The 22525-nt window shown below is 66.2% G+C and carries 20 protein-coding genes; 6 read left to right on the top strand and 14 right to left on the bottom strand.

Annotated elements, in window-relative coordinates; genetic code table 11:
• Positions 1 to 72: 72 nt before the first annotated feature.
• Positions 73 to 987 carry an ankyrin repeat domain-containing protein gene (locus AC066Y_RS30985; RefSeq protein ID WP_478277173.1) on the bottom strand — a complete coding sequence of 305 codons (915 nt, stop codon included), beginning with the start codon at positions 985 to 987 and terminating at the stop codon, positions 73 to 75.
• Between the two features lie 304 nt (positions 988 to 1291).
• Positions 1292 to 2209, bottom strand: a complete 918-nt coding sequence (gene bla, locus AC066Y_RS30980) for a class A beta-lactamase (RefSeq protein WP_478277172.1) — start codon at positions 2207 to 2209, stop codon at positions 1292 to 1294.
• 99 nt (positions 2210 to 2308) lie between these two features.
• Here bla and AC066Y_RS30975 point away from each other — a divergent pair, with 99 nt between their 5' ends.
• Positions 2309 to 3283, top strand: coding sequence for a LysR substrate-binding domain-containing protein (locus AC066Y_RS30975; protein WP_478277171.1), 975 nt, complete (start codon positions 2309 to 2311; stop codon positions 3281 to 3283).
• Between the two features lie 155 nt (positions 3284 to 3438).
• Here the strand turns inward: AC066Y_RS30975 and AC066Y_RS30970 are convergent, their stop codons facing one another.
• The 6 genes from AC066Y_RS30970 to AC066Y_RS30945 form a co-directional block, all read right to left on the bottom strand.
• Entirely contained in the window at positions 3439 to 4407 is a 969-nt protein-coding gene (locus AC066Y_RS30970; protein ID WP_342709510.1) for an ABC transporter ATP-binding protein, read from the bottom strand.
• The gene (locus AC066Y_RS30965) at positions 4404 to 5384 is read right to left on the bottom strand and encodes an ABC transporter ATP-binding protein (protein ID WP_092116610.1); all 981 of its coding nucleotides are present in this window, start codon (positions 5382 to 5384) and stop codon (positions 4404 to 4406) included. The genes AC066Y_RS30970 and AC066Y_RS30965 overlap by 4 nt, the downstream gene beginning before the upstream one ends.
• A complete protein-coding gene (locus AC066Y_RS30960) occupies positions 5381 to 6298 on the bottom strand; it encodes an ABC transporter permease (protein ID WP_478277170.1) in 918 nt (305 codons plus the stop codon). Before AC066Y_RS30960 ends, AC066Y_RS30965 begins: the two co-directional genes overlap by 4 nt.
• On the bottom strand, positions 6264 to 7220 hold the full coding sequence (locus tag AC066Y_RS30955) for an ABC transporter permease (RefSeq protein ID WP_092116606.1): 957 nt from the start codon (positions 7218 to 7220) through the stop codon (positions 6264 to 6266). Before AC066Y_RS30955 ends, AC066Y_RS30960 begins: the two co-directional genes overlap by 35 nt.
• Before the next feature lie 243 nt (positions 7221 to 7463).
• Positions 7464 to 9254, bottom strand: coding sequence for a peptide ABC transporter substrate-binding protein (locus AC066Y_RS30950; protein ID WP_478277169.1), 1791 nt, complete (start codon positions 9252 to 9254; stop codon positions 7464 to 7466).
• 411 nt (positions 9255 to 9665) lie between these two features.
• Positions 9666 to 11084, bottom strand: a complete 1419-nt coding sequence (locus AC066Y_RS30945) for a M20 family metallopeptidase (protein ID WP_478277168.1) — start codon at positions 11082 to 11084, stop codon at positions 9666 to 9668.
• Between the two features lie 176 nt (positions 11085 to 11260).
• Here AC066Y_RS30945 and AC066Y_RS30940 point away from each other — a divergent pair, with 176 nt between their 5' ends.
• Positions 11261 to 12622 (top strand): metallophosphoesterase family protein, encoded by a 1362-nt coding sequence (locus tag AC066Y_RS30940; RefSeq protein WP_478277167.1) that lies wholly within the window; start codon positions 11261 to 11263, stop codon positions 12620 to 12622.
• Positions 12623 to 12681: 59 nt separating this feature from the next.
• Here AC066Y_RS30940 and AC066Y_RS30935 read toward each other — a convergent pair whose 3' ends face one another.
• The 4 genes from AC066Y_RS30935 to AC066Y_RS30920 form a co-directional block, all read right to left on the bottom strand.
• Positions 12682 to 12894: a hypothetical protein gene (locus tag AC066Y_RS30935; protein ID WP_212319406.1), complete on the bottom strand. Its 213-nt coding sequence runs from the start codon at positions 12892 to 12894 to the stop codon at positions 12682 to 12684.
• A gap of 343 nt (positions 12895 to 13237) precedes the next feature.
• Complete coding sequence (locus AC066Y_RS30930; protein WP_478277166.1) at positions 13238 to 13612, bottom strand: response regulator transcription factor; 375 nt, start codon at positions 13610 to 13612, stop codon at positions 13238 to 13240.
• Complete coding sequence (locus tag AC066Y_RS30925) at positions 13609 to 14475, bottom strand: S1C family serine protease (protein WP_478277165.1); 867 nt, start codon at positions 14473 to 14475, stop codon at positions 13609 to 13611. Before AC066Y_RS30925 ends, AC066Y_RS30930 begins: the two co-directional genes overlap by 4 nt.
• 97 nt (positions 14476 to 14572) lie before the next feature.
• Positions 14573 to 15601 (bottom strand): AraC family transcriptional regulator, encoded by a 1029-nt coding sequence (locus AC066Y_RS30920; protein WP_478277164.1) that lies wholly within the window; start codon positions 15599 to 15601, stop codon positions 14573 to 14575.
• A gap of 263 nt (positions 15602 to 15864) precedes the next feature.
• On the opposite strand from AC066Y_RS30920, the gene AC066Y_RS30915 reads away from it, so the two are divergent.
• Positions 15865 to 16314: a cupin domain-containing protein gene (locus AC066Y_RS30915; RefSeq protein WP_298366857.1), complete on the top strand. Its 450-nt coding sequence runs from the start codon at positions 15865 to 15867 to the stop codon at positions 16312 to 16314.
• A 118-nt stretch (positions 16315 to 16432) separates the two neighbouring features.
• Positions 16433 to 17926 carry a flavin-containing monooxygenase gene (locus AC066Y_RS30910; protein ID WP_478277163.1) on the top strand — a complete coding sequence of 498 codons (1494 nt, stop codon included), beginning with the start codon at positions 16433 to 16435 and terminating at the stop codon, positions 17924 to 17926.
• Between the two features lie 58 nt (positions 17927 to 17984).
• Here the strand turns inward: AC066Y_RS30910 and AC066Y_RS30905 are convergent, their stop codons facing one another.
• Entirely contained in the window at positions 17985 to 18710 is a 726-nt protein-coding gene (locus AC066Y_RS30905; protein WP_478277162.1) for an alpha/beta hydrolase, read from the bottom strand.
• Between the two features lie 153 nt (positions 18711 to 18863).
• Between AC066Y_RS30905 and AC066Y_RS30900 the strand changes: the two genes are divergently transcribed.
• Both AC066Y_RS30900 and AC066Y_RS30895 read left to right on the top strand, forming a co-directional pair.
• A complete protein-coding gene (locus AC066Y_RS30900) occupies positions 18864 to 19844 on the top strand; it encodes a helix-turn-helix domain-containing protein (RefSeq protein WP_478277161.1) in 981 nt (326 codons plus the stop codon).
• 21 nt (positions 19845 to 19865) lie between these two features.
• On the top strand, positions 19866 to 20933 hold the full coding sequence (locus AC066Y_RS30895; RefSeq protein WP_478277160.1) for a maleylacetate reductase: 1068 nt from the start codon (positions 19866 to 19868) through the stop codon (positions 20931 to 20933).
• Between the two features lies 1 nt (position 20934).
• Here AC066Y_RS30895 and AC066Y_RS30890 read toward each other — a convergent pair whose 3' ends face one another.
• Entirely contained in the window at positions 20935 to 22389 is a 1455-nt protein-coding gene (locus AC066Y_RS30890) for a GH1 family beta-glucosidase (protein ID WP_478277159.1), read from the bottom strand.
• Positions 22390 to 22525 lie beyond the last annotated feature (136 nt).

The raw sequence follows: 22525 nt of genomic DNA, 5'->3' as shown, positions 1-22525 counted from the left end.
GAGACTCTTCGTAGAGAAAAATCTAGCCGACCCGCGGACCTTTCGCAACCAATGAGTCGATCGCGTCATGCCTCAGCGCGGCGTCAGCTCCTCGCGCAGCGCCGACAGAATGGTGAGATCGGCGGCGTGCTTGCCGGCCTTGTCGGCCAGCGCCGCATCGGCGCCGTGGGCGAGCAGCGCTTTCGCAATCGCCGGATGGTTGCCCTCGGCGGCGATCATCAGCGCCGTGCGTCCGCGGGCGTCGCGTTCGTCGACCCTGGCGCCTGCGTCCAGGAGATAGGAGACGACCTCGAGCGCTTGCGCCTCCGGCACGGTCTCATCGGGTCCGGCCGCCCACATCAAGAGCGTCAGATCGTTGGCATAGCGCGCGTTGATGTCGATCTCGAGCGCGAGCAGCTGTTTGACGATGCCGAGCTGACCGCCGGCGGCCGCATACACCACCGGCGGCTTGCCGGTGTCGTCAGCCTTGCGGCCGTCGGCGCCGTGCGCCAGCAGCATGCGCACCACCATGTCCCGGCCGGCATAGGCGGCGGCCGCGACCGCCGAAGCGCCGCTGCGTCCGGTGAGATTGACGTCGGCGCCGCGGTCGATCAGGCGTTGCACGATTGCGACATGGCCGCGCTCGGCGGCAAGATACAGCGCGGTCGATCCCGCGAGGTTGCGCGCATCGACCGGCGCGCCGCGCGCCAGCAGCAGGTCGACCATGTCGAGATGGCCGGAGCGGGCGGCGTGGCTCAGCGGCCTTGCGCCGAGCCGGTCCCGCGCATCGACCGAGGCGCCGCTATCGAGCAGCGCGGTGGCGAGATTGATGCAATCGGCATTGGCTGCCGCAAACAAGCTCAGCGAGATCTCGATCGCGCTGAGCTGCGCCTTGTCGGTTTCGTATTTGCAGATCAGCTCGCGACACCGCGCCGGGTCAGCCGCCGCGCGACTGCTGTCAACGTGGCCTGCAACAAGCAGCGCGGCGAGGGCGATGCGGCGATACAAGACGTGTCCTCCGTATGGCCTGCTATCAGCATCGCCATTCGGATTGAGCGTCGCATGATCCCTGGTTTCTGCCAAGCTGCGCAGCTGCGCGAGAACACGATGACATTATGTGGAATAGCGAGCGCGACCGCGCTGCGCTCCCTCGCCCCGTTCTTACGGGGAGAGGGTTGGGGTGAGGGGTCTCTCAGCGCATGCGAAGCCAGACGGATGCGCGGAGACTCCCCCTCACCCGGAACGCATCTAGCGATGCGTTCCGAGCTCTCCCCGCGTGCGGGGCGAGGTGCAGCAGAGCCCGGTGCCTGCTCTAGCCGGTCTGTCCGGTGCTCGCATTCGCAACGGCGCGCGCGACATTGGCGATCACCTCGTTGCACTTCTCCATCGGAGCACTTGCCCCGGTCAGGTAGACCGTCACCACGATCGGCTTGCGGCCGGGCGGCCAGAACACGCCGATATCGTTATAGGTGCCGCGCTCGCCGGTGCCGGTCTTGTCGCCGACCCGCCAATCGCGCGGCACGCCGGCGCGCAGCCTCGTGTCGCCGGTCTTGTTGGCGACCATCCAGTCCACGAGCTTCTGGCGCGAGGCGGCCTGCAGGACGTCGCCGATCACCACGCGCTGCAGACTCTTCAGCATCGCGACAGGGCTCGTCGTGTCGCGCGGATCGCCCGGCACCGCTTCATTCAGCGCCACCTCCCAGCGATCGAGCCGGCTGACATTGTCGCCGATGGTACGGAAGAAGCTGGTGAAGCCGGCAGGCCCGCCGATCTCGCGCAGCAGCAGGTTGGCAGCGGTATTGTCGCTTAGGGTAATGGCGGCCTCGCAGAGTTCGGACAGCGTCATGCTCGATCCGACGTGTTGCTTGGCCACCGGCGCATAGGCCAAGATGTCCTTGGCCTCGACCTGCACGCGCTGGTCGAGGCTGGATTCGCCGCGGTCGACCCGGTGCAGCACCGCGGCTGACGCCAGTGCCTTGAAGGTGCTGCACATCGGGAACCGCTCGTCGCCGCGCTGGCTCGCGCGCAATCCGGTCTCCATGTCGAGCGCGGCGACGCCGAGCCGGCCGCTGGTCGCAAGCTCGATGCGTGCAAATTCCTCCTGCAGCCGCCGCGCCGGTTCGCCTGGTCCCGCCGCGGCGCTCTGTCCTGCCGCGGCGCTTGGCCGCGGCAGCGTGCAAGTCACCGCAAGGCCCAGCGCGCGCAATCCGAATGTCCGTCTGGTCAGCATGTCTCGTCTCCGTTGGCGGCGCGAAACTGCCGGGCGGCGTGACGGCGCACAAACAATCATTTATACAACGAGGCATGAGGAAAACTTGGTCATGACGCCGTGCGCCGGCATCTCCCGCTGAACGCGCTGCGCGCCTTCGAGGCCTCCGCGCGGCTGTTGAGCTTCACCCGCGCGGGGATGGAGCTGCGCGTGACGCAGACCGCGATCAGCCACCAGGTCAAGCAGCTCGAGGAACTGCTGGGAGCGAGTCTGTTCCGCCGGCTGCCGCGCGGGCTGGTGCTCACCGACGAGGGGCTGGCGCTGTTGCCGGTGCTGACCGATGCGCTCGACCGGATCGGTGCCGCGATCGATCGCATCGAAGCCAAAGGCACGCGCGAGGTCGTCACCGTCGGCTGCGTCACGACGTTTGCGACCGGATGGCTGTTGCAACGGATCGATCGCTTCAAGCGCGCGCATCCCTACATCGACCTGCGCCTGCTCACCAACAACAACCGCGTCGATATCGCGGGCGACGGGCTCGATCTTGCGCTGCGCTTCGGCGACGGCTCCTGGCACGGCACCGAGGCGATCCATCTCTTGTCCGCGCCGCTCTCGCCGGTGTGCTGCGCTGACGTGGCGGGCCGGCTGCGCAAGCCGTCCGATCTCGCGCAGGAGTTCTTGCTGCGCTCCTACCGGGCCGAGGAATGGCCATTGTGGTTTGCGGTGGCCGGCGCGCCGTGCCCGAAAATTCAGGGACCGATCTTCGACAGTTCGGTTGCGATGGCCGAGGCGGCTGCGCGCGGCGTCGGCGTCGGGCTGGTGCCGACGGCGATGTTTGGCAATGAGCTGGCATCCGGCCGGCTGGTGCGGCCATTCGCGGCCGAAGTTCCGGCGGGGTCTTATTGGCTGACCTGGCTGAAGTCGCGCGAGGTGACGCCCGGCATGCGCGCCTTCCGCGACTGGCTGCTCGATACGCTGCGGGCGGAGGCGAGCGAGGCGGAGGAGGTGAGGGATGCGCCCGCTTCACGGCCGACGGCAAACACCAAGGCCAAACCAAGCGCCAAGGCGAACGCCGTGAAGAAGCCGAGGCGCTAATCTTCGAGCAAGGCTCCTTACACCGTCATCCTGAGGAGCGCGAAGCGGCGTCTCGAAGGATGTACGGCCCGGCTGGTGGCCGTCGACCCTTCGAGACGCGCTACGCGCTCCTCAGGATGACGGTCCGGGAATAGCGCGCCGTGGAGCAATCAGCCCTACGCCAGATGGCACGCCACAGAATGCCCGTTGCTGCCTTCGCGTAGCTCGGGCGCGGTTTGCCGGCAGCGCTCTTCGGCGATCGGGCAGCGGGTATGGAAGTGGCAGCCCTTCGGCGGATTCATCGGGCTCGGCACGTCGCCCTTCAGGCGGATGCGCAGCTTTTTCGCCTTGGGATCCGCCACCGGCACCGCCGAGAGCAGCGCCTTGGTGTAGGGATGCTGCGGATTGCGGTAGAGATCGCTGGCCTTGGCGAGCTCGACGATGCGGCCGAGATACATCACCGCGACGCGGTCGGAGATGTGCTCGACGACGGAGAGATCGTGGGCCACGAACAGATAGGTCAGGTTCAGCTCGGCCTGCAGATCCTCGAGCAGGTTGATGACCTGAGCCTGGATCGAGACGTCGAGTGCCGAGACCGGCTCGTCGCACACGATCAGCTTCGGCTCCAGCGTCAGCGCGCGGGCGATCGCGATGCGCTGGCGCTGGCCGCCGGAGAATTCATGCGGATAGCGCCGCATGTGCTCGGCCTTCAGCCCGACCTTGACCAGAAGGCGCGCGACGCGGTCCTCGCGCTCGCTGGCCGAGGTCACGAGGTTATGAATGATGAAGGGTTCGGCGAGGATCGCGCCGACCGTCATGCGCGGGTTGAGCGAGGCGAACGGGTCCTGGAACACCAGCTGCATGTTGCGCCGCATGGCGCGCAGATCGCCGCCGCCGAGCCCGATCACGTTCTGGCCGTCGAACACGACTTCGCCGGAGGTCGGCTCGATCAGCCGCAGCACGCAACGCCCGGTGGTCGACTTGCCGCAACCGGATTCGCCGACCAGCCCCAGCGTCTCGCCACGGTTGACCGCAAACGACACGCCATCGACCGCATAGACCTGGCCGACCTCGCGCGACAGCAGGCCGCCGAGCACAGGAAAGTGCTTCTTCAGATTGCTGACGCGCAGCAGCGGCTCGCTCATGACGCGTCTCCGAGGTGGCAGGCCATGCGATGGCCGGGCGCGATCTCGCGCAGCCGCGGCTCCTGCTCGGTGCAGATGCTCATGGCGTGTTTGCAGCGGGAGGCAAAACGGCAGCCGGGCGGCGGGTTGATCAGGATCGGCACCGAGCCGCCGATCGCTTCCAGCCGGGTCTTGTGCTCGGCGTCGAGATCGATGCGCGGGATCGAGCGGATCAGGCCCTGGGTGTAGGGATGGCTCGGATTGCCGAACAATTCGTCGACCGGCGCCTCTTCCACCACCTTGCCGGCATACATCACGACGACGCGCTGCGCGGTCTCCGCGACCACGCCCATCGCGTGGGTGATCAGCATCACCGCCATGCCGAGGCGTTCCTTCATGTCCTGCAGCAGGTCGAGGATCTGCGCCTGGATGGTGACGTCGAGCGCGGTGGTCGGCTCGTCCGCGATCACGAGCTTGGGCCGGCAGGCCAGCGCCATCGCGATCATCACGCGCTGGCGCATGCCGCCGGAGAACTGGTGCGGATAGTGATGCACGCGGCCCGCGGCATTGGGGATCTGCACCAGCTGCAGCATCTCGATGGTGCGCTCGAGCGCCTGCTTCCTGGTCACCGCCTCGTGGCGGCGCAGGCTCTCGGCGATCTGCTCGCCGATGGTCAGCACCGGGTTGAGCGAGGTCATCGGCTCCTGGAAGATGAAGCCGATCTCCTTGGCCCGGATCTCGTCGAGCTGATGGCTGGTCAGCGGCGCCAGATCGCGGCCCTCGAACATGATCTCGCCTGCGACGATCTTGCCCGGCGGCATCGCGATCAGCTTCAGGATCGACATCGCCGTGACGGTCTTGCCGCAGCCGGATTCGCCGACCACGCAGAGCGTCTCGCCGCGGTTGATGCTGATGTCGACGCCGTCGACCGCCTGGACGATGCCGTCGTCGGTGGTGAAATGGGTTTTCAGACCCTTGATGTCGAGCAGCGCCATCAGATCACCTTGCGCGCATCGAGCGCGTCGCGCAGCCCGTCGCCGATGAAGTTGATAGCGACGACCGCGATGAAGATCGCGCCGCCCGGAAACAGCGCCCAGTGCGGGCCGATATCGAGAAAGTCCTTGGCGTCATAGAGGATACGGCCCCAGGTCGGCGTATCCGGCGGGAAGCCGAGGCCGAGGAACGAGAGCGTCGATTCCGCGATGATCGCGGCGGCGACGTCGATCGTGCCGGCGATGATCACGGGTCCCAGCGCATTGGGCAGGATGTGGCGCACCACCTGCCGCACCGGGCTCGCGCCGAGCGCGCGCGCCGCCTCGACGAATTCCTTTTCGCGCAGAGAGAGGAACTGGGCGCGCACCAGGCGGGCGACCGGCATCCAGCGCAGGCCGCCGATGACAAGCACGATCAGGATGAAGATGCCGCCCTCCGGGCCGAACACGGCCTTGAGCCCGTCGCGGAACAGATAGATCAGCATCAGGAGCAGCGGCAGTTGCGGCAGCGACAGGAACAGGTCGGTCAGCCACATCAGCGCATAGCCGAGCGCGCCGCGCGACATGCCGGCGAGCGCGCCGATCAGCGTGCCGACGAACACCGAGACCAGCATCGCGGCGAGGCCGACCGCGAGCGAGATGCGGCCGCCATAGATCATGCGGGCGAGCAGGTCCTGGCCGAGATCGTCGGTGCCGAACGGATGCGCCAGCGAGGGGCCCTGCATGCCCGCCACGACGTCAATGTCGCTCATCGAGACCCGCCAGACGAACGGGCCGATCACGACGGCCGCGATCAAAAGCAGCAGCAGCACGGCGCTGACCACGGCGGGCCGGTGCCGGCGGTAGCGCCGCCAGGTTTCGCGCCAGGGCGAGTAGCCGCGCCGCTCAGCGGAAGGAGATGCGAGGGTCAAGCCAGCCATAGAGGACATCTGCAATCAGGTTGAAGAGCACCACGAGACACGCGAAGACGAAGGTCACGGCCATCACGACCGGCGTATCGTTGGCGAGGATGGACGAAATCAAAAGCGAGCCGATGCCGGGAATCCGGAAGATCTGCTCGGTGACGATGGCGCCGCCGAACACGGCAGGCATCTGGAGTGCGATCAGCGTGACGACCGGGATCATCGCATTGCGCATCACGTGCTTGACGATCACCTTGGCCTGCCCCAGCCCCTTCGCGCGCGCGGTGGTGACATAGTCGAGCCGGATCACGTCGAGCATCGCCGAGCGCACGAAGCGGGTCATCGACGCCGCCTGGAACAGGCCGAGCACCATCACCGGCATGATAGCCTGACGGATCATCTCCAGCAGCCAGGGGATGCCGCTGCCGGGCACGTCGGTGTAGACGAAGGGCAGCCAGTCCAGCTTCACCGAGAACACCAGGATGAACAGGATGCCGGTGAAGAAGGTCGGCAGCGAGAAGCCGATGAAGGCGAAGGTGTTGGCGAGCTGGTCGAACAGCGAATAGGGCCGGGTGGCGGCATAGACGCCGACCGGGATCGCGATCAGCAGCGCCAGCAGCTGCGCCGAACCGATCACGTAGAGCGTGGTCGGCAGCCGCTGCAGGATCAGCGTGTCGACGTTGATCCGGCTGACAAAGGAGAAGCCCCAGTCGCCCTGCGCCATCGCCGCAAGCCAGTGCAGATAGCGGAGGTAGATCGGATCGTCGAGGCCGAACTTGGTGCGCAGCGCGGCCTGTACCTCGGGCGGCACGTTCGGATTGGTCGCGAGCTCGCTGAACGGATCGCCCGGCGCGAGCGCCAGCACCACGAACAGCACGACCGAAATCCCGAGCAGGCTCGGGATCGCGATCATCAGACGGCGCAGGATATATTGACTCATCGAGAGATCATCTAGCTAACGCTCGCACCTTGAGCACGTTGATCTTGCTTTCAGTCGAAAGGCGAGCTTCACCTCGCCCCGCGTGCGGGGAGAGGTCGGAATTCAAGCACAGCTTGAATTCCGGGCGAGGGGGACTCTCCAAGAACTCATCTCTCACGGTATTTGCGGTCGGAGCCCCTCTCCCCGTAAGAACGGGGAGAGGGAGAAGATGCACCCGTTCAACTCCGAACCCGTCCCCGTGTCTCAGGTTTCACGATACCAGTCTTGCAGATTGTCGGTTTGGTTGGCCCAGCCGGAGAGCGCGGGCCGCACCGTGTTGGAGCAGGCTTCCACCGCGAGCCGATGCATCACGGGGATCATCACCGTGTCCTGCCACATCAGATCGTTGCACTTGATGTAGAGATCCGCGCGCTTGATCGGATCGGTCTCGGTATCGGCGGCATCGACCGCGGCGTCGAAATCCTTGTTGACCCAGCGCGGGAAGTTCGGTCCCTGCCACTTGTTCTCCTTGGTGGCGACGTTGCGCGAATGATAGCGGCGCATATGCAGGGCCGGATCGGGTTGCGTCATCGGGATCTGGAACATCTCGATATCGGCATAGAAATGGGAGTAGGTGTCAGGGTTGGCGACGTCGGAGGAGAAGAATACCGAGGCGACCACCGATTTCAGCTCGACGTCGATGCCGGCCTTCTGGCAGGCCTGCTTGACGATCGCCTGGGTCTTCTGCCGCGGCCCGTTGATCGAGGTCTGGTACAGCAGCTTCAGCTTCTTGCCGTCCTTCTCGCGGATGCCGTCGGAGCCCGCCTTCCAGCCGGCCTGCTCGAGCAGCGCGCTCGCCTTCTCGACCGAGAACTCCCATTTGGTGTTCTTGGAGACGAACTCCTCGGGACCGTTGAGATAGTTGGCGGTGGCGCGGCCGGCGCGGCCGTAGATCACCTTCTTGATGGAGTCGCGGTCGACCAGCAGCGCGAGCGCCTGGCGCACGCGCGGGTCGGACAGGATCGGATGCTTGGTCTTCATCGACGAGCGCTCGCCGTCGACCTCGGTGTTGGGGTCGGTGAAGTTGATGGCGATGAATTCGATGTCGCCGCCGACGGCATAGAGCGTCTTGCCCTTGCCGCCCTTCTCCAGCCGCAGCAGCACCTCGTCCTCGACCTGGATGTTCCAGGCGAAATCATATTCGCCGGTCTGGATCACCGCGCGGGCCGCCGAGACCGCGTCACCGCCGCCCTTCATCTCGATCGTGTCGAAATAGGGCCTGTTCGCCATGTGGTAGTCTTGATTGATCTCGCCGCGGATCAGGTCGCCCGGCTTGAACTCGATGAACTTGTAGGGGCCGGTGCCGACCGGCTTCAGATTGGTCGACGCCTCGCGCGACTTGCCGCCCTTGAATTCCGCGAACAGGTGTTTCGGAATGATGCAGCCATAGGCGCCGACGAACGCGTTGGCCCAGAACGGCGTCGGATCTTTGAACTTGATGCGGATCGTGAGGTCGTCGACCTTCTCCACGGTCATGCCGGCGTAAGTCGCGCTCGAGACCGCGGCCGTCGCGGGGTCGCTGGCATATTCCCAGGTGAAGACGACGTCGTCGGCGCTGAACGGTTTCCCGTCATGCCATTTGACGCCGGGTTTGAGTTTCCAGACCACCGATTTGGCGTCGGCGGCTAGCCCGCCATTCTGGATCGAGGGGATCTCGGCGGCGAGGATCGGGTTGAGATGGCCGTCGACGTCCCAGCTGGCCAGCGGCTCGTAGAAGATGCGCGAGCCGTCCTGGTCCTTGGTGCCGGTGGCGAAATGCGGATTGAGCAGGGTCGGGCCCTGCCACCACAACAGCTTCAGCGGACCGCCGCCGCCGCGCTTGGTCGGCTTGTAGGGGTTGGGGCTCTGCGCCATCGCGACGCCGCCGATCGCCAGAATCTGGTTCGCCAACGGCGCGGTGAGGCCGACGGCAATCATTCGCTTGACGAAGGCGCGGCGGTCCATCCGTCCGTCCCTTACGTCGTCGATCATCCCGCGCAGATTGTTGTCGAACATTGTCCCCTCGGTCCGGCTCACGTGTGATTGCGGCGGGCCTTGGAACCGGCCGCCGTGCTGGCGGCAGATGGCACACCGAATGACCGCGAAGGTCAACGCCTCCCGAGGTTCAGCGACTAGGTCTTTTGGCTATCGCTTGTGCAGAACCGTTCCGCGCCGCACATCGGTTCGGCATTTCGGTGCCAAAGCGCGCCTGCACGCACCTCGCAGTGCAGAAAATTTGTTCGTTATCCTTTGTTCCGAGATGCTTTTTTGTCACGCGCGCGCGTTTTCGAGCGGAGCGGATGCCAGGCCGCGTGACGAAAACGCATCAAAGCAAAAATCCAGAGCCCCCGCTCCGATCCAATCGGATCAGGATAGGCGCTAGCCGGGCCGCGCATCGAAGCGCAGGCCCGGCCGCAAATGCGGTGCTCAGGCGACCGACATGTCCAACGGCGGTGCAACATTCGCCGGCAGCGGACTGATATAAGGCGTCCGGGTGGTCCGCTTCTTGAGGTCGGCCTTGGCGGCCGCGATCAGTTCCGGCTCCATCAGCGCCTTGACACCGAGGCCGGCCATCGCCTTGGCGGCCTGCACCATCGCCTTGTGCGCGGCCGGCGTCTTGCCCTGCGCCACAACCTGCCAGGTGTGGAACGGCGTGCCGATTGCAACCGTCGGTGCATGGACCTGCACCATCGGCACCACCCAGCTGACGTCACCGACATCGGTCGAGCCGATCAGCGGATTGCGCTTGGCGTCGATCGGCACCAGGAAATCGGCCAGCGGCCGGTCGGTCGGCTCCATGCCGATCGCGTAATAGACCGAGGCGATGTCCTTGTCGGTCAGGGTCGCGCGGATCTTGCCGGCGAAATCCTTGTCGGCATCGTCGAAATGCGGCGGGCCGAGATCCTCCATGATCCGGTGCAGGGTCTGCTCCAGCGGGGTGTTGGGCAGGATGTTGGAGACCGCGGAGATGATCTTCATCTCCATCTTGGTCTCGGTCATCAGCGCTGCGCCCTGCGCGATCTTGTGCACGCGCTCGACCAGCTCGTTCATGCCCGGCAGGTCGCGGGCACGGATCGAATAGCGCACGCGGGCATGGGCCTGCACCACATTGGGCGCAATGCCGCCGGTGTCGAGCAGCGCGTAATGCACCCGGGCATCGCTCGGCATGTGCTCGCGCATGTAATTGACGCCGACATTCATCAATTCCACCGCATCGAGCGCGCTGCGGCCGAGATGCGGCGAGGCGGCCGCATGCGAGGTCCGGCCGGTGAAGATGAAATCGGCACGGGTGTTGGCGAGCGACGGCGTCACCGCCACCTCCCAGAAACTGTGCGGATGCCAGGTGATGGCGATGTCGGCGTCCTCGAACGCGCCACTGCGCACCATGAAGGCCTTTGCCGCGCCGCCTTCCTCGGCGGGACAGCCGTAGTAGCGCACCCGGCCCGGCACCTTGTTGGCGGCGAGCCAGTCCTTCACCGCGGTCGCCGCGAGCAGCGCGGAGGAGCCGAGCAGATTATGGCCGCAGCCGTGGCCGTGGCCGCCGCTCTCGACCGGACGAGGTTCGGCGACCCCGGCCTCCTGGCTCAGGCCGGGCAGGGCGTCATATTCGCCGAGGAAGGCGATGACCGGACCGCCCTCGCCCCATTCGCCCATCACCGCGGTCGGAATGTCGGCGAGGTTCTCGGTGATGCGGAAGCCCTGATGGCGCAGTTCGGCCAGATGTTCGGCGGAGGAGCGTGCCTCGGTGTAGCAGACCTCGGGCATCGCCCAGACCCGGTCGCTCAATTCGATGAAGCGCGGCTTGATCGTGTCGACGCCGCGCCAAACATCATTACGGTTGTCCATTTGCTTCGGTCCCTTAACTAAGGCAATCTGAAGCGCGAAAGGCTAGCAGCTTGGCATGATGCCGCCTAGCGCCGGCCGGCAGATCAGCTGTTCCGCAACGTCACGTCTCGGTGTGGTTTTCTCTCGATCATGGCATGGTCATCGCATGACGCGCCGCCTCGCGTTACAATCCGGCCATGAGTGATGCAATTCCGTCTCTGTTGCCGAGAAATTCGGGCCACCGGTTCGTGATCTATGCCGACGCCTGCTCGGGAGTAGCAGGCGCGCTGCATGAGCGGACCTTCGCGTCGGTGAACAATGTGGTCCGCCGGCTGCACCCTGCGCCCGAATTCATTCTCTTCCCCGGCGACGAGATCATCGGCCTCACCGCCGTTGCCGACGCGTTGCGTGCACAGTGGCGGCATTGGCTCGATACCGAAATGGGCTGGCTCGACCGGCGCGCGGTGCCGCTGTGGCACACGACCGGCAACCACACCACCTATGACGAGATGAGCGAAGCGGTGTTTCGCGAGGTGCTGCAGCTGCCGCGCAATGGTCCGCCCGGTCAGGAGGGGCTGTCCTACTGGGTCCGCCGCGACGATCTGTTGATGGTGTTCGTGCATACGCTGTGGAGCGGGCTGGGCGGCGAGGGCCATGTCGAGACCGACTGGCTGCAAGCGGTACTCGAACAGCACAGCGATGCCCGGCACAAACTGGTGCTGGGTCATCACCCCGTGTACCCCATCAATGGCTTCAGCGGCAGCTATCAGCGCGAGATCGGCCACGAATACAGCGCGCGCTTCTGGGAGATCCTGGTCGGCGCCGGCGTGACCGCCTATCTGTGCAGCCACATCCTCGCATTCGATGTTCAGGTCCATCGCGGCGTGCTGCAGATCTGCACGGCGGGCGCGGGCACCGCGCACCGGATGCCCGAAGGCGTGGAGTATCTGCATTGCGTGCAGGCGGCGCTCGATCAGGATGGTCTTCGCTATCAGGTGCTCGACACCGAAGGCGCCGTGCGCGAGCAGCTCGCATGGCCGCTGCCATCTCTCGACCGCGCCGCGTGGTCGCCATTGCCGCACGGGACCAGCCCTGCGCCGCTGTCCGGAACGCCGGCGCCCGCGACGGTGGTCGCCCTCAAATTGTCGGGCCGCACCGCCGCGGCAAGCGTGGCGCCGCAAACCCTGCTATGCACGCCCGTGCCTGACATGATCGCGCCGCTCTGGCTCGGCCTGCGCGGGCCGAACCAGACGCTCACCCTGATCCTCGGGCGCGAGCCCGGGCGTAGTCCGCATTACTGGGTCGGACCCGATCTCGGCGATGAGCGGGATTTCGACCTCGACATCGCCTTCTATCCGGATATGGGACCGGGCGGCGTGCTGTGGCGACGCAGCGGTGACATCAGCTGGACGTCGTTCGCGGCGATATCGGCGACAGGGCTCGAGCGGTTCTCGTGGCCCGCGCTCTGGAGCGTCGGGTGCGGACAGCATGGACCGGACGACAGGCGATATGCCGGACCACGGCTCGACGTCGCTGCGGCCGTGTTCGCATTGTCATGAACCAAAGCCAAGCCGCCCGCGACCGCCGGGCCGAGAAGCGGAGCCAGGGCGCGGGGGGCCTAGTCAGGCTTCTTCGGCTTGTCGCGTTCCGCGCTTTTCAATTCGCGGTCGATCAGCGTGCAAACCCGCCGCTGCGCCAGCAGGCCGAGCCGCGCGCGCGTGGTACCTTGCCTGATCTTGCCGTTGATTTCGAATGACCAGCTCCAGAGGTCGGGTTCGATGTTGGTGAGCGTGTATTGAATGTCCCGATGACGATCGATCAACTTCTTCATGCCGCTTCTTCTTGTTGGCTGAAGATTGCATAACCAGATCGGGGAGGCGTCTGTATCCGGACGACTACCTACATAATTGGTCCAGGCGTCCGCATCACGGAATTTTCCGCAATCACTGAGATGGGGGCGTTGTCCAGTGATTGCGCGATCCTTGAATCGAGAACCATCCTCATCGTCGTCCTGGCGAAAGCCAGGACCCATTACCCCAAATCTCAATTGGCGCGCGACGCTGGGGCCACAGTTCGGTTCAGCGTCGAATGCGGCGGTTATGGGTCCTGGCTTTCGCCAGGACGACCGAGGGATAGGTCTCAATCCGCCAGCATCAACCTTGTACGTCCCGCCCTCACAAATTGATCACCCCGCGCCGCGCCGCATGCGCGACGGCGTCGGTGCGGCCGGTGGCGTCGAGCTTGTCGAGCAGGGAGCCGACATGAAACTTGGCGGTGTGGACCGAAATTCCGAGCCGCTGCGCGATCATCTTGTTGGATGCGCCTTCGGCGAGCAGCGCCAGCACGTCCAGCTCGCGCGGCGTCAGCTCGAAGTCGCCGCCGCCCGTGGTCTCCCGGTTGCGCGCGACGAGCGTTGCCGTCGCCTGTTCGCCTGGCGCGGCAAGCCGCAGGCCGGCGACGCTGCCGAGCAGCGTCGCCAGCCGGTCGGCGAGGACGGGGTCGTCGATCTCGAGTGCGATGATGATGTCGGAAGTGGGCTCACTGCTCACGTCTCGGGCCTTTCGCCGACCGTCACCTTGAAGTTCAACGGCTCGCCGCCGCGATGTACGGTCAGCTCGACCACGCTGCCGACGCTCTGCGGCCCGAGGCCACGCGACAGCGCCCGCACGCCCGACAGCTTCTCGCCGTTGACGGCAATGATCACGTCGCCCTGGCGGATGCCGGCGGCAGCTGACGGGCCGGCCTTGTCGACATTCATCACCATTGCGCCGAGGCCGTCGTCGAGACGGACCGGCTGCAGTCCGACGCCGAGATATCCGCGCGCGATGCGGCCGTTCTTCTCGAGTTGGGCTGCGACCCGCTCGATGGTCGCAGACGGGATCGTCAGCACGCGGCGCGGGCCGAGCACCGCCATGCCGAACGGCACGCCCGCGGCATTCAGCGCCAACCCGCCCTGCTGGCTGTGCCGCAGCCGGACGTCGAGCTCGACCCGCGCGTCGATCTCGCCGCCGCGCAGGCTGCGCCAGGCGGCGCCGGACCGCGAGACCATGCCGAGCCGCGCGATCGGCGCGCCGCGGTCGGCCGCGACGATCACCGCGAGCGATCCGAGCGCCGGGATTTCGGCCGACAGCTTGATCGGCGCGACGTCGCCGTCGACGCGCAGCAGCGCGATGTCGGTAGTGTGGTCGCGTCCGGCGACGGTGGCTTGCCTGCGGCTGCCGTCGGCAAACTGGATTTCGATCTCGCCCTCGTCGGCGAGCGCTTCGTCCGCAGTGACGATCAGGCCGGTCTTCCAGACAAAGCCGGAGGCGCGCGCACGATGCGAATGCACGGAGACGATCGCAGGCGCAGCGCGCGCAATGGTCTCGGAAAGGGCTGACGACAGCGAGGCGAGAGTGGTCGGTTCGGTCATGGGAAACTCCGTTGGCTTCCCCCAATCTGGGATGTCGCGGCCGGCGGTGAAACTGGCCGGATGGGCAGGGCGCGGCCGGGCCGATCGGAACTGCCGCTCAGCTCAACCGGTGCAGGGTCGCCTTCGGGCTTTCGCCGAACTTGGCGCGGTAGGCGCTCGCCATCCGGCTCAAATGGGTAAAGCCGAGATCGAACGCAATATCGACGATGCGTTCGCCCGGCCGCGCCGTCTTGAGGCGGGCGTTGAGATGGGCGAGGCGGATGTCGAGCAGCATCTCGGAGACGGTGGTGCCGAAGTGACGGCGGAAGCCGAGTTGCAGCGCGCGGACACCGGTGCCTGCGATCTCCGCGAGCTCGGCGAGATCCAGCGGCTCGGTCGCGCGGGTCTCCAGATAGGCTCGCACGCGCTTCAGCGCTGCCGGCTGAGCCTCGGCGCGGCCGTTGAAGACATCGATCGCCGAGCTCAGGCTGTGCCGCTGCTCGTTGAGCAAAACATTGAGAAACGACTCGCGCCAATCGGCCGCCGCGACCGCGGACAAGGATTTGTGCGGCCCGAGCTGCTCGGCGGTCGTCACGAGTTGCTCGATCCTGGCCGAGAGCATCTCGCCGAGTGGCCCGCTCAGTGCGACGGCCGGATCGAACTCGACCGGCCGGACCGCCACCCCGCCAAGCGCGGCGGCGCGATGCTCGACCAGCTTGCGGTCGAGCAGCACAATGAGCTGGGCGCAGTCGTCGCGCCAGGTCATCTCGGTCGGAATGGTCGGCGACAGCAGCGAGGCACAGTGTTGCGGCCCAGTGGTGAGCTCGCGCGCGGCGGTCCGCACCACGGCCGAGCCGGACAGCGGCATCTGCAACAGGAAGAAGCGGTCGAGGCAGCCGGGATTGATCGCGACCGATCCACCATAGGCGACATAGTTGACCGAGAACCCGTCGAACCCGGCGCAATTGTGGTGCGCCGAGAAATCGCGCTCCGAACGATCGACCGGCGTCAGCTCGTGCGGACAGAAGATGCGGCCGATGGCTTCAGCCGCGTCGTCGACGCGCGCGGTCGCGACGCGCGCGAAATCCTTGAGCCTTGCGCTTGTCGAACTGGCCCTTGCCGAAACCTCGTTGCCAACAGCAATCACGCCGGCCGTCCGGAGTTGTTTGAGGTCTAAAACATCATGCAGCCTAGTGCATCCGTCGGCAAAGGGGAACGCCGTTTCGTCGCGCAAACTGCCCGATCGGCGCGCAGGCGGATGCGGCGGCCTTGGGCAGACGCCGCCGGGCTCGACGCTCCCGCATTGCAGCATGATCGCGCCGGCGGCGGATTCGTTTATCGGCTAGACAGCCGCACCGGCTGGCGACAGGCTCGGTGTCGGCAATACGCATCAAAACTGGAGAGGCTGACATGGGCACGCTCGAAAAAGGCATTACCCGAACCGGCACCGGCTACGGCGGCAAGACCTGGAATATCCTGGGCCAGGTCTACTATCCGAAGGCGGTCACCGACTCGACCTTCGCGTTCGAGACCAACAGCGATCCCGGCCAGTTCGTGCCGGTGCACGTCCACCCGACCCAGGACGAGTTCATCCTGGTGCAGGAGGGCGTGCTCGACCTCAAGCTCGACGGCGTCTGGGTGCAGGCCAAGGCCGGCGACCTGGTGCGCATGCCGCGCGGCATTCCGCACGGCTATTTCAACAAGTCGGACAAGCCGGCGCGGGCGCTGTTCTGGGTGTCGCCGATGCAGAAGCTCGAGGCGCTGTTCGACAAGCTGCACAATCTGCAGGACCCCGTCGAGGTGGTGCGCATTTCCGCCGAGCACGAGGTGGACTTCCTGCCGCCCGAAGCCAACGAGTAGGCCGGCGGCCAGCAGACAATACGCACGCGAGGCGGCAATCGCCGGAGCAGGCGCCGGCGATGGCGGGGATGCGCGCACTTACGAAATTGCACCTGTTCATTCATCGCGGAGACGTTTCATGGTCAAGCAGAAGCATGTGTGCGTCATCGGCGCCGGCATTTCCGGGCTCGCCGCCGGCAAGGCCTTTGCCGGTCGCGGTCACAAGGTGACCATCATCGAGCGCAGCGGCGATCTCGGCGGGGTCTGGGAGCCGGCGCGCTCCTATCCCGACGTGCAGACCCAGAGCCCGAAGGAGCTCTATCGCTACACCGACAAGGCGATGCCGCAATCCTATCCGGAATGGCCGAAGGGTCCGCAGGTCCATGCTTATCTGCGTGACTATGCCCGCAGTCATGGGCTCGACGGTGCGATGCGGTTCAACACCAGGGTCGAGAGCATGATGCGCCGCGCCGACGGCAGACCGGGCTGGACGCTCGAACTGCGCTCGACCGTCGGCGCGACCGGCCATGAGGATTTCGACTTCGTCGCGGTCTGTACCGGGCAATTCAACGAGCCGCAGACGCTGCCGCTGCCCGGCGAGGACGGCTTCAAGGCGCAGGGCGGCCAGATCCTGCATTCGTCGCAATACGGCGACCCCGATCTTGCCAAGGGCCGCAAGGTGGTCGTGCTCGGCGGTTCGAAATCGGCAACCGACATCGCGGTGAATGCGGTCAATTCAGGCGCCAGCGAAGTCACCATCGTGTTTCGCGAGCCGGTCTGGCGGATTCCCTATTTCATCGGTGGCCTCGTCAACTTCAAGCGCATCCTCTACATCCGCGCCCAGGAGCAGATGTTTGCGAGCTGGGGCATCGGGCCGATGGCACGCCTCGCGCATGTCGTCGCAAAGCCGTTCGTCTGGGCGAACTGGCGCGGGCTCGAGAGCATGCTGAAGATGCAGCTCAAGCTGAAGCAATGCGGCATGGTGCCGAAGGAGCGGATCGAGGACGGCGTCAACTGCTCGGTGCCGATCGCGACCCCCGGCTTCTATCCGATGGTTGCCGACGGCCGGATCAAGGCGGTGCAGGGCACCTTCGATCACTATGACGGCAAGACCATCGTGATGAGCGGCGGCCAGCGCGTCGCGGCCGATGTCGCGGTGCTCGCGATCGGCTACAAGCTCGGCGTACCGTTCCTCCCTAAGGAGTATCAGAACAAGCTGGTCGAGCCCGACGGGCAATACCGGCTCTATCGGCTGATCGCCAATCCCGATCTGCCCGACATGGGCTTTGTCGGCTTCAATTCGAGCTTCTGCACCGTGCTGTGCGCGGATCTCGCGGCGAACTGGCTGGTGCGTTATGCCGACGGCCAGCTCGCGCGGCAGCCGAGCGCGACCGAGATGCATGACAACATCGCGATGATGCTGAACTTCAAGCGCGTCGAGCGGCCGGCGGCGGGCGTCTATGGCGGGTTGTGCGTCGCGCCGTATCACTTCAAGCATTTCGACGAGCTGCTGGCGGACATCGGCACCAAGGCGTCGCGCCGCAACCCGCTCGTCGAAAAGTTCACGCCGCCGGACGCGGACGCCTATGCGCGCTTCCTTGCGACCGCGCCTGAATACAAGGCGGTGGCGTAGAGCATGATCCGGAAAAGTGCGAAGCGGTTTTCCGAAAAGATCATGCTCAAACAACCGATCAGTCGCGGCCGGCGTCGAGGAAGGCTTGCGCCAGGCGCTCCGGATTCGAGAAGCACAGCTCATGGCTGCCCGGCACCTGGACCAGGCGGAACAGCCCGAGCTTCTCCGACAGCCGCGGGTGCCAGGGCAGGCCGTGCGGCATTGCCGTATCCTCGGTGCAGTTGACGTAGGATTTTGCGATCGGCATCTCGGCCGGATTGCTGCGCAGCGCGATCTTGTCCTGGAAGGTCTTGAGCGGATGCGGGTTGAGCCTGTCATAGGCCCGCTGCGCCGTATCGAGATCGGCGTCGTTGATGAAGGCCTCGCGCCAGATCGGGAACGGCAGCACCACCGAGCCGTCGCCGCGCTCGGCATGGATGGCATCGAACAGGCCGACATAGTGCGGCGGCACCATGTCGTTGAGGCTCTCGCCATGGTTCGGCACGAACGCATTCCAGTACACCAGCCGGCGGATGCGATCGGCGGCGGCATCGGCAACACCCGTGATGACCATGCCGCCATAGCTGTGGCCGACCAGCACGATGTCATTCAGATTGTGCTCGGCGAGGTAATCCACGATCGACTGGATGGCCTCGGCAAGGCCGGAGTCCTTGCGGTCGCCGGGGCGGTTGCCCTTGATGGTCGGGGTGTGGACGACGTGGCCGGCCTTGCGGATGGCAGCCGCAACCGGCTCGAACTCGGCGCCGGTATGCCAGGCGCCATGGACGAGAACATAGGTCGACATGTTGTACCTTCCTGTGTGGTTTGGTCAGATCGATTGCGCGGTTCGGACGGCCGGGGATACGCGCCGACGTCATGCGGTTCCTGATGGATATTGACCCGGGGCCACGGAACGCGCTTGGCTGTAACCGAACCGGACTGGGCTCGGAGTGAACTGATGCAGCAAATCGCCGCCGCGGATCGCTCCCGCAGGCTGAGCTGGAATACCGCGGACACGCGGCCGGGCGAGCAGTTCGCCTATTATCGCGAGGCGATCTGCCAGGCCTTCATGAACCTGACGCCGGAGCCGCCGGCGACGCCGGGCTTCGTCGCGCGGGTCGAGACCGTTGGGCTCGGCGACGGCGCGGTCAACCGGGTCAGTTTCCCGGAGCATGTCGTGCGGCGCTCGGCTGCCGACATCGCCGCGTCCAGCCGGCGCTGCTACTATCTCAATCTCAAGCTGGCCGGCCGCTGCCGTATCCAGCAGGCCGGACGCGAGATCAGCCTGTCGCCGGGACAGGTTGGCATCTTCGACAGCGGACAGCGCTTCTCGCTGCTGCACGACCGCGGCCCCGCGCTGCAGGTCGCCTCGTTCTGGGTGCCGGCCGAGGCGCTCGATGAACGGCTGCCGTCGGCGCCGGAGGTCGCACCGGCGCGGGTCTCCGACGATCCCTTCGTCGGCCATCTCATCGCCGAGACGGCACAAGTGCTGAACAATTCGGCGCTCCGGGCGTCCGATACGGACAATGCCCGGCTGTTCGGCGTGCTGCTCGACCTGGTCGCGCTCAGCCTGTCGCGGTCCGGTCGCGCGGGCGTTGCCGAGAGCGCGGGTCTTGCCGATGCAACCTGGCTCGCATTGCGCCGCGCCGTCGACCGCAGGCTACGCGAGCCCGGGCTCGCTGTTGCCGCCATCGCCGCCGCGATCGGCATCAGCGAGCGCTACGTCCACAAACTGTTCGAGCGCGCCGGGACGACATTCGCGAGCTACGTGATGGACCGCCGCCTCGACGGTGCGGCGCGCGACCTGAAGGATCCCGCGACCGCCGGGCGCGCGATCGGCGACATCGCGTTCGACTGGGGCTTCTCCGACCTGTCGCATTTCACGCGGCGCTTCAGGCATCGCTTCGGCTGCACGCCGCGCGACTGGCGCCGCGGCTGACCAACCGTTCTGGAAATCGCCATGGCGCAATCATTCACCTACCAGGTTAGCCCGATGCGGGTCGTGTTCGGGGTCGGCACCGTCGCGCAGCTGGCGGACGAACTCGGCCGGCTCGGCATCAGCCGTGCGCTGGTGCTGGCGAGCCGGCGGCAGCAGGCCGAGCTCGGCGATCTCCGAGGCTTGACCGGCGGCCGCATGGCTGGCGCGTTCGACGGCGCGGTGGTGCACACGCCGGTCGCAGTCACCGAACGCGCGATGCAGATGGTCGGCGAGTTGAAGCCCGACGGCGTGGTTGCGATCGGCGCCGGCGCCGCGACCGGCTTGAGCAAGGCGATTGCGCTGCGCACCGACCTGCCGCAGCTGATCGTCCCCACCAGCTATGCCGGCTCCGAGATGACGCCGGTGCTCGGCGAAACCGTGGACGGCGTCAAGACCACGCAATCCTCGCCCGCGATATTGCCCGAAGCCGCGATCTACGATGTCAACCTGACCCTCTCGATGCCGGCAAAGTTCTCCGCGATATCAGGCCTCAACGCGATCGCGCATGCGGCGGAGGCGCTGTATGCGCGGGACGGCAATCCGATCACCTCGCTGATGGCGGAAGAGGCGATTGCAAAACTCGCGACATCGCTGCCGGACGTGATCGCGCGGCCGCGCGATCTCGATGCGCGCTCGGATGCCCTCTACGGCGCATGGCTGTGCGCGGTCTGTCTCGGCACCGTCGGCATGGCGCTGCACCACAAGCTCTGCCACGCCGTCGGCGCGCTGTTCGACCTGCCGCATGCCGAGACCCATGCGGTGCTGCTGCCGCATACCATCGCCTACAACACGCCGGCCGCGCGCGATGCGATCGGCCGCGCCGCGCGGGCGCTCGGGGTTGCTGATGCGGCCGACGGCCTGTTCGATCTGTCGGCAAGGCTCGGCGCGCCGCGTTCGCTCGCCGAGATCGGCATGCCCGAAGACGGCATCGCAAAGGCGGCCGCACTCGCCACCAAAAACCCTTACTGGAATCCGCGGCCGATCGAGGAGCGCGGCATCAGCGATCTGCTCCGGCGCGCGTGGTCGGGCGCACGGCCGCAGACCGGATAGATCACACGCCGATGGCGTTGCGTGCGATCACATCGCGATAGAACGCCGCGCTCAGTTTCGGCACGCGCGCCTGGGTCTCGAAATCGACGCGATAGAGGCCGAAGCGCTTCCCGTAGCCGAAGATCCACTCGAAATTGTCCATCAGGCTCCACAGGAAATAGCCGTGGACCGGAACACCGTCGGCGGTCGCGCGCTGCAATTGGGCGAGGTAGTTGCGCAGGAACATGATGCGGTCGAGGTCGTAGATTTGCCCGTCCGGCTGCACCTTGTCCTCGCCGGACGTGCCGTTCTCGCTGATATAGATGCTCTTGATGTTCCAGAGCTTGGCGGCAATCCGCGGTGCCCAGTAGATCGTCTCCGGCGCGATGCGCAGCCAATCCGAACTCATGTGCGGGAAGGAGCCCGGCATCGGCAGCGGCTTCCAGCCGGGGGCTTGGTCGGTGGCGAGGACATAGCAGTGCGGCGCGTAGATGTTGAGCCCGACGAAATCGTTGGGCTGCGCGATGATCTTCAGCTCCTCGGCGGTGAATTTGGGCGCATCGGCGCCGGCATATTGCAGGAAGCCTTCGGTGTACTTGCCTTCGAGAAGGACGCCGAGGAAACCTGCATTGAGCTCGCGCGTCGCGATCTCGGTGGCGCGGATGTTCTCCGGCGTGTTGACCGCGGGCACGCAGGCGGTGATGTTTTCGGCGGGGCCGACCCGCGTGCCGGGGCGGCCCTTGGCGCGGATCGCCTGCACCGCGAGGCCATGCGCCAGCGCGACATGGTGGCGCGCCTGGTTCACCTCGGCCGGCGGCAGCTTCAGCCCCGGCGCGTCGACGCCGAGCGCATAGCCGAACGGGAGGAAACGCCCGACCTCGTTGAGGGTGAAGATGTTCTTGACCCGGTCGGTCAGCCGTTGCGCCACGTAGCCGGCGTAGTCGCCGAACGCCTTCGACGTGTCGCGCGAGCGCCAGCCGCCGACGCGGTCCTGCAACGCCTGCGGCAGGTCCCAGTGATAGAGCGTGGCGTAGGGCTCGATGCCGTTGGCGAGCAGCTCGTCGACCAGGCGGTTGTAGAAGTCGAGGCCCTTCGGATTCGGTGTGCCGGTGCCGTCGGGAAACACCCGCGGCCAGGCGATCGAGAAGCGATAGGCCCTCGCGCCGAGCTCCTTGATGAGGCGGACATCGTCCTTGTAGCGGTGATAGTGGTCGTTGGCGCGATCGCCGGTCGAGCCGTCCTCGATCTTGCCCGATGTGTGGGTGAATGTGTCCCAGATCGACGGGCCGCGGCCATCCTCATTGACCGCGCCCTCGACCTGGTAGGACGAGGTCGCGGTGCCCCAGACGAAGCCGGCCGGAAAGTTCGCGCCGTCAGGCCGCGGAGCGTGGTTTGCGGCCTGAGCCGGGGCCGACAGGCCGAGCGCCGAGAGGCCTGCAAGGCCCGCAAACTGCCGGCGCGAGAACTTACCGAACATTATTGTCTCCCGTGGCCGGATGCCGCGGCTGGAATGCCAGCTACAAGTTAGCCCTCCATCCCGCCGTTGAGCAACAAGGGCCGAGTGCCCGAGGCGCCGCAGCGAGCGGCGCACCAATCGATGCGAACCGTTGCGA

It is taken from the genome of Bradyrhizobium sp. USDA3010 (genome assembly GCF_056429065.1).
The sequence above is the reverse complement of the archived record's forward strand: the minus strand, read 5'-3'. Positions and strand labels throughout refer to the sequence as shown.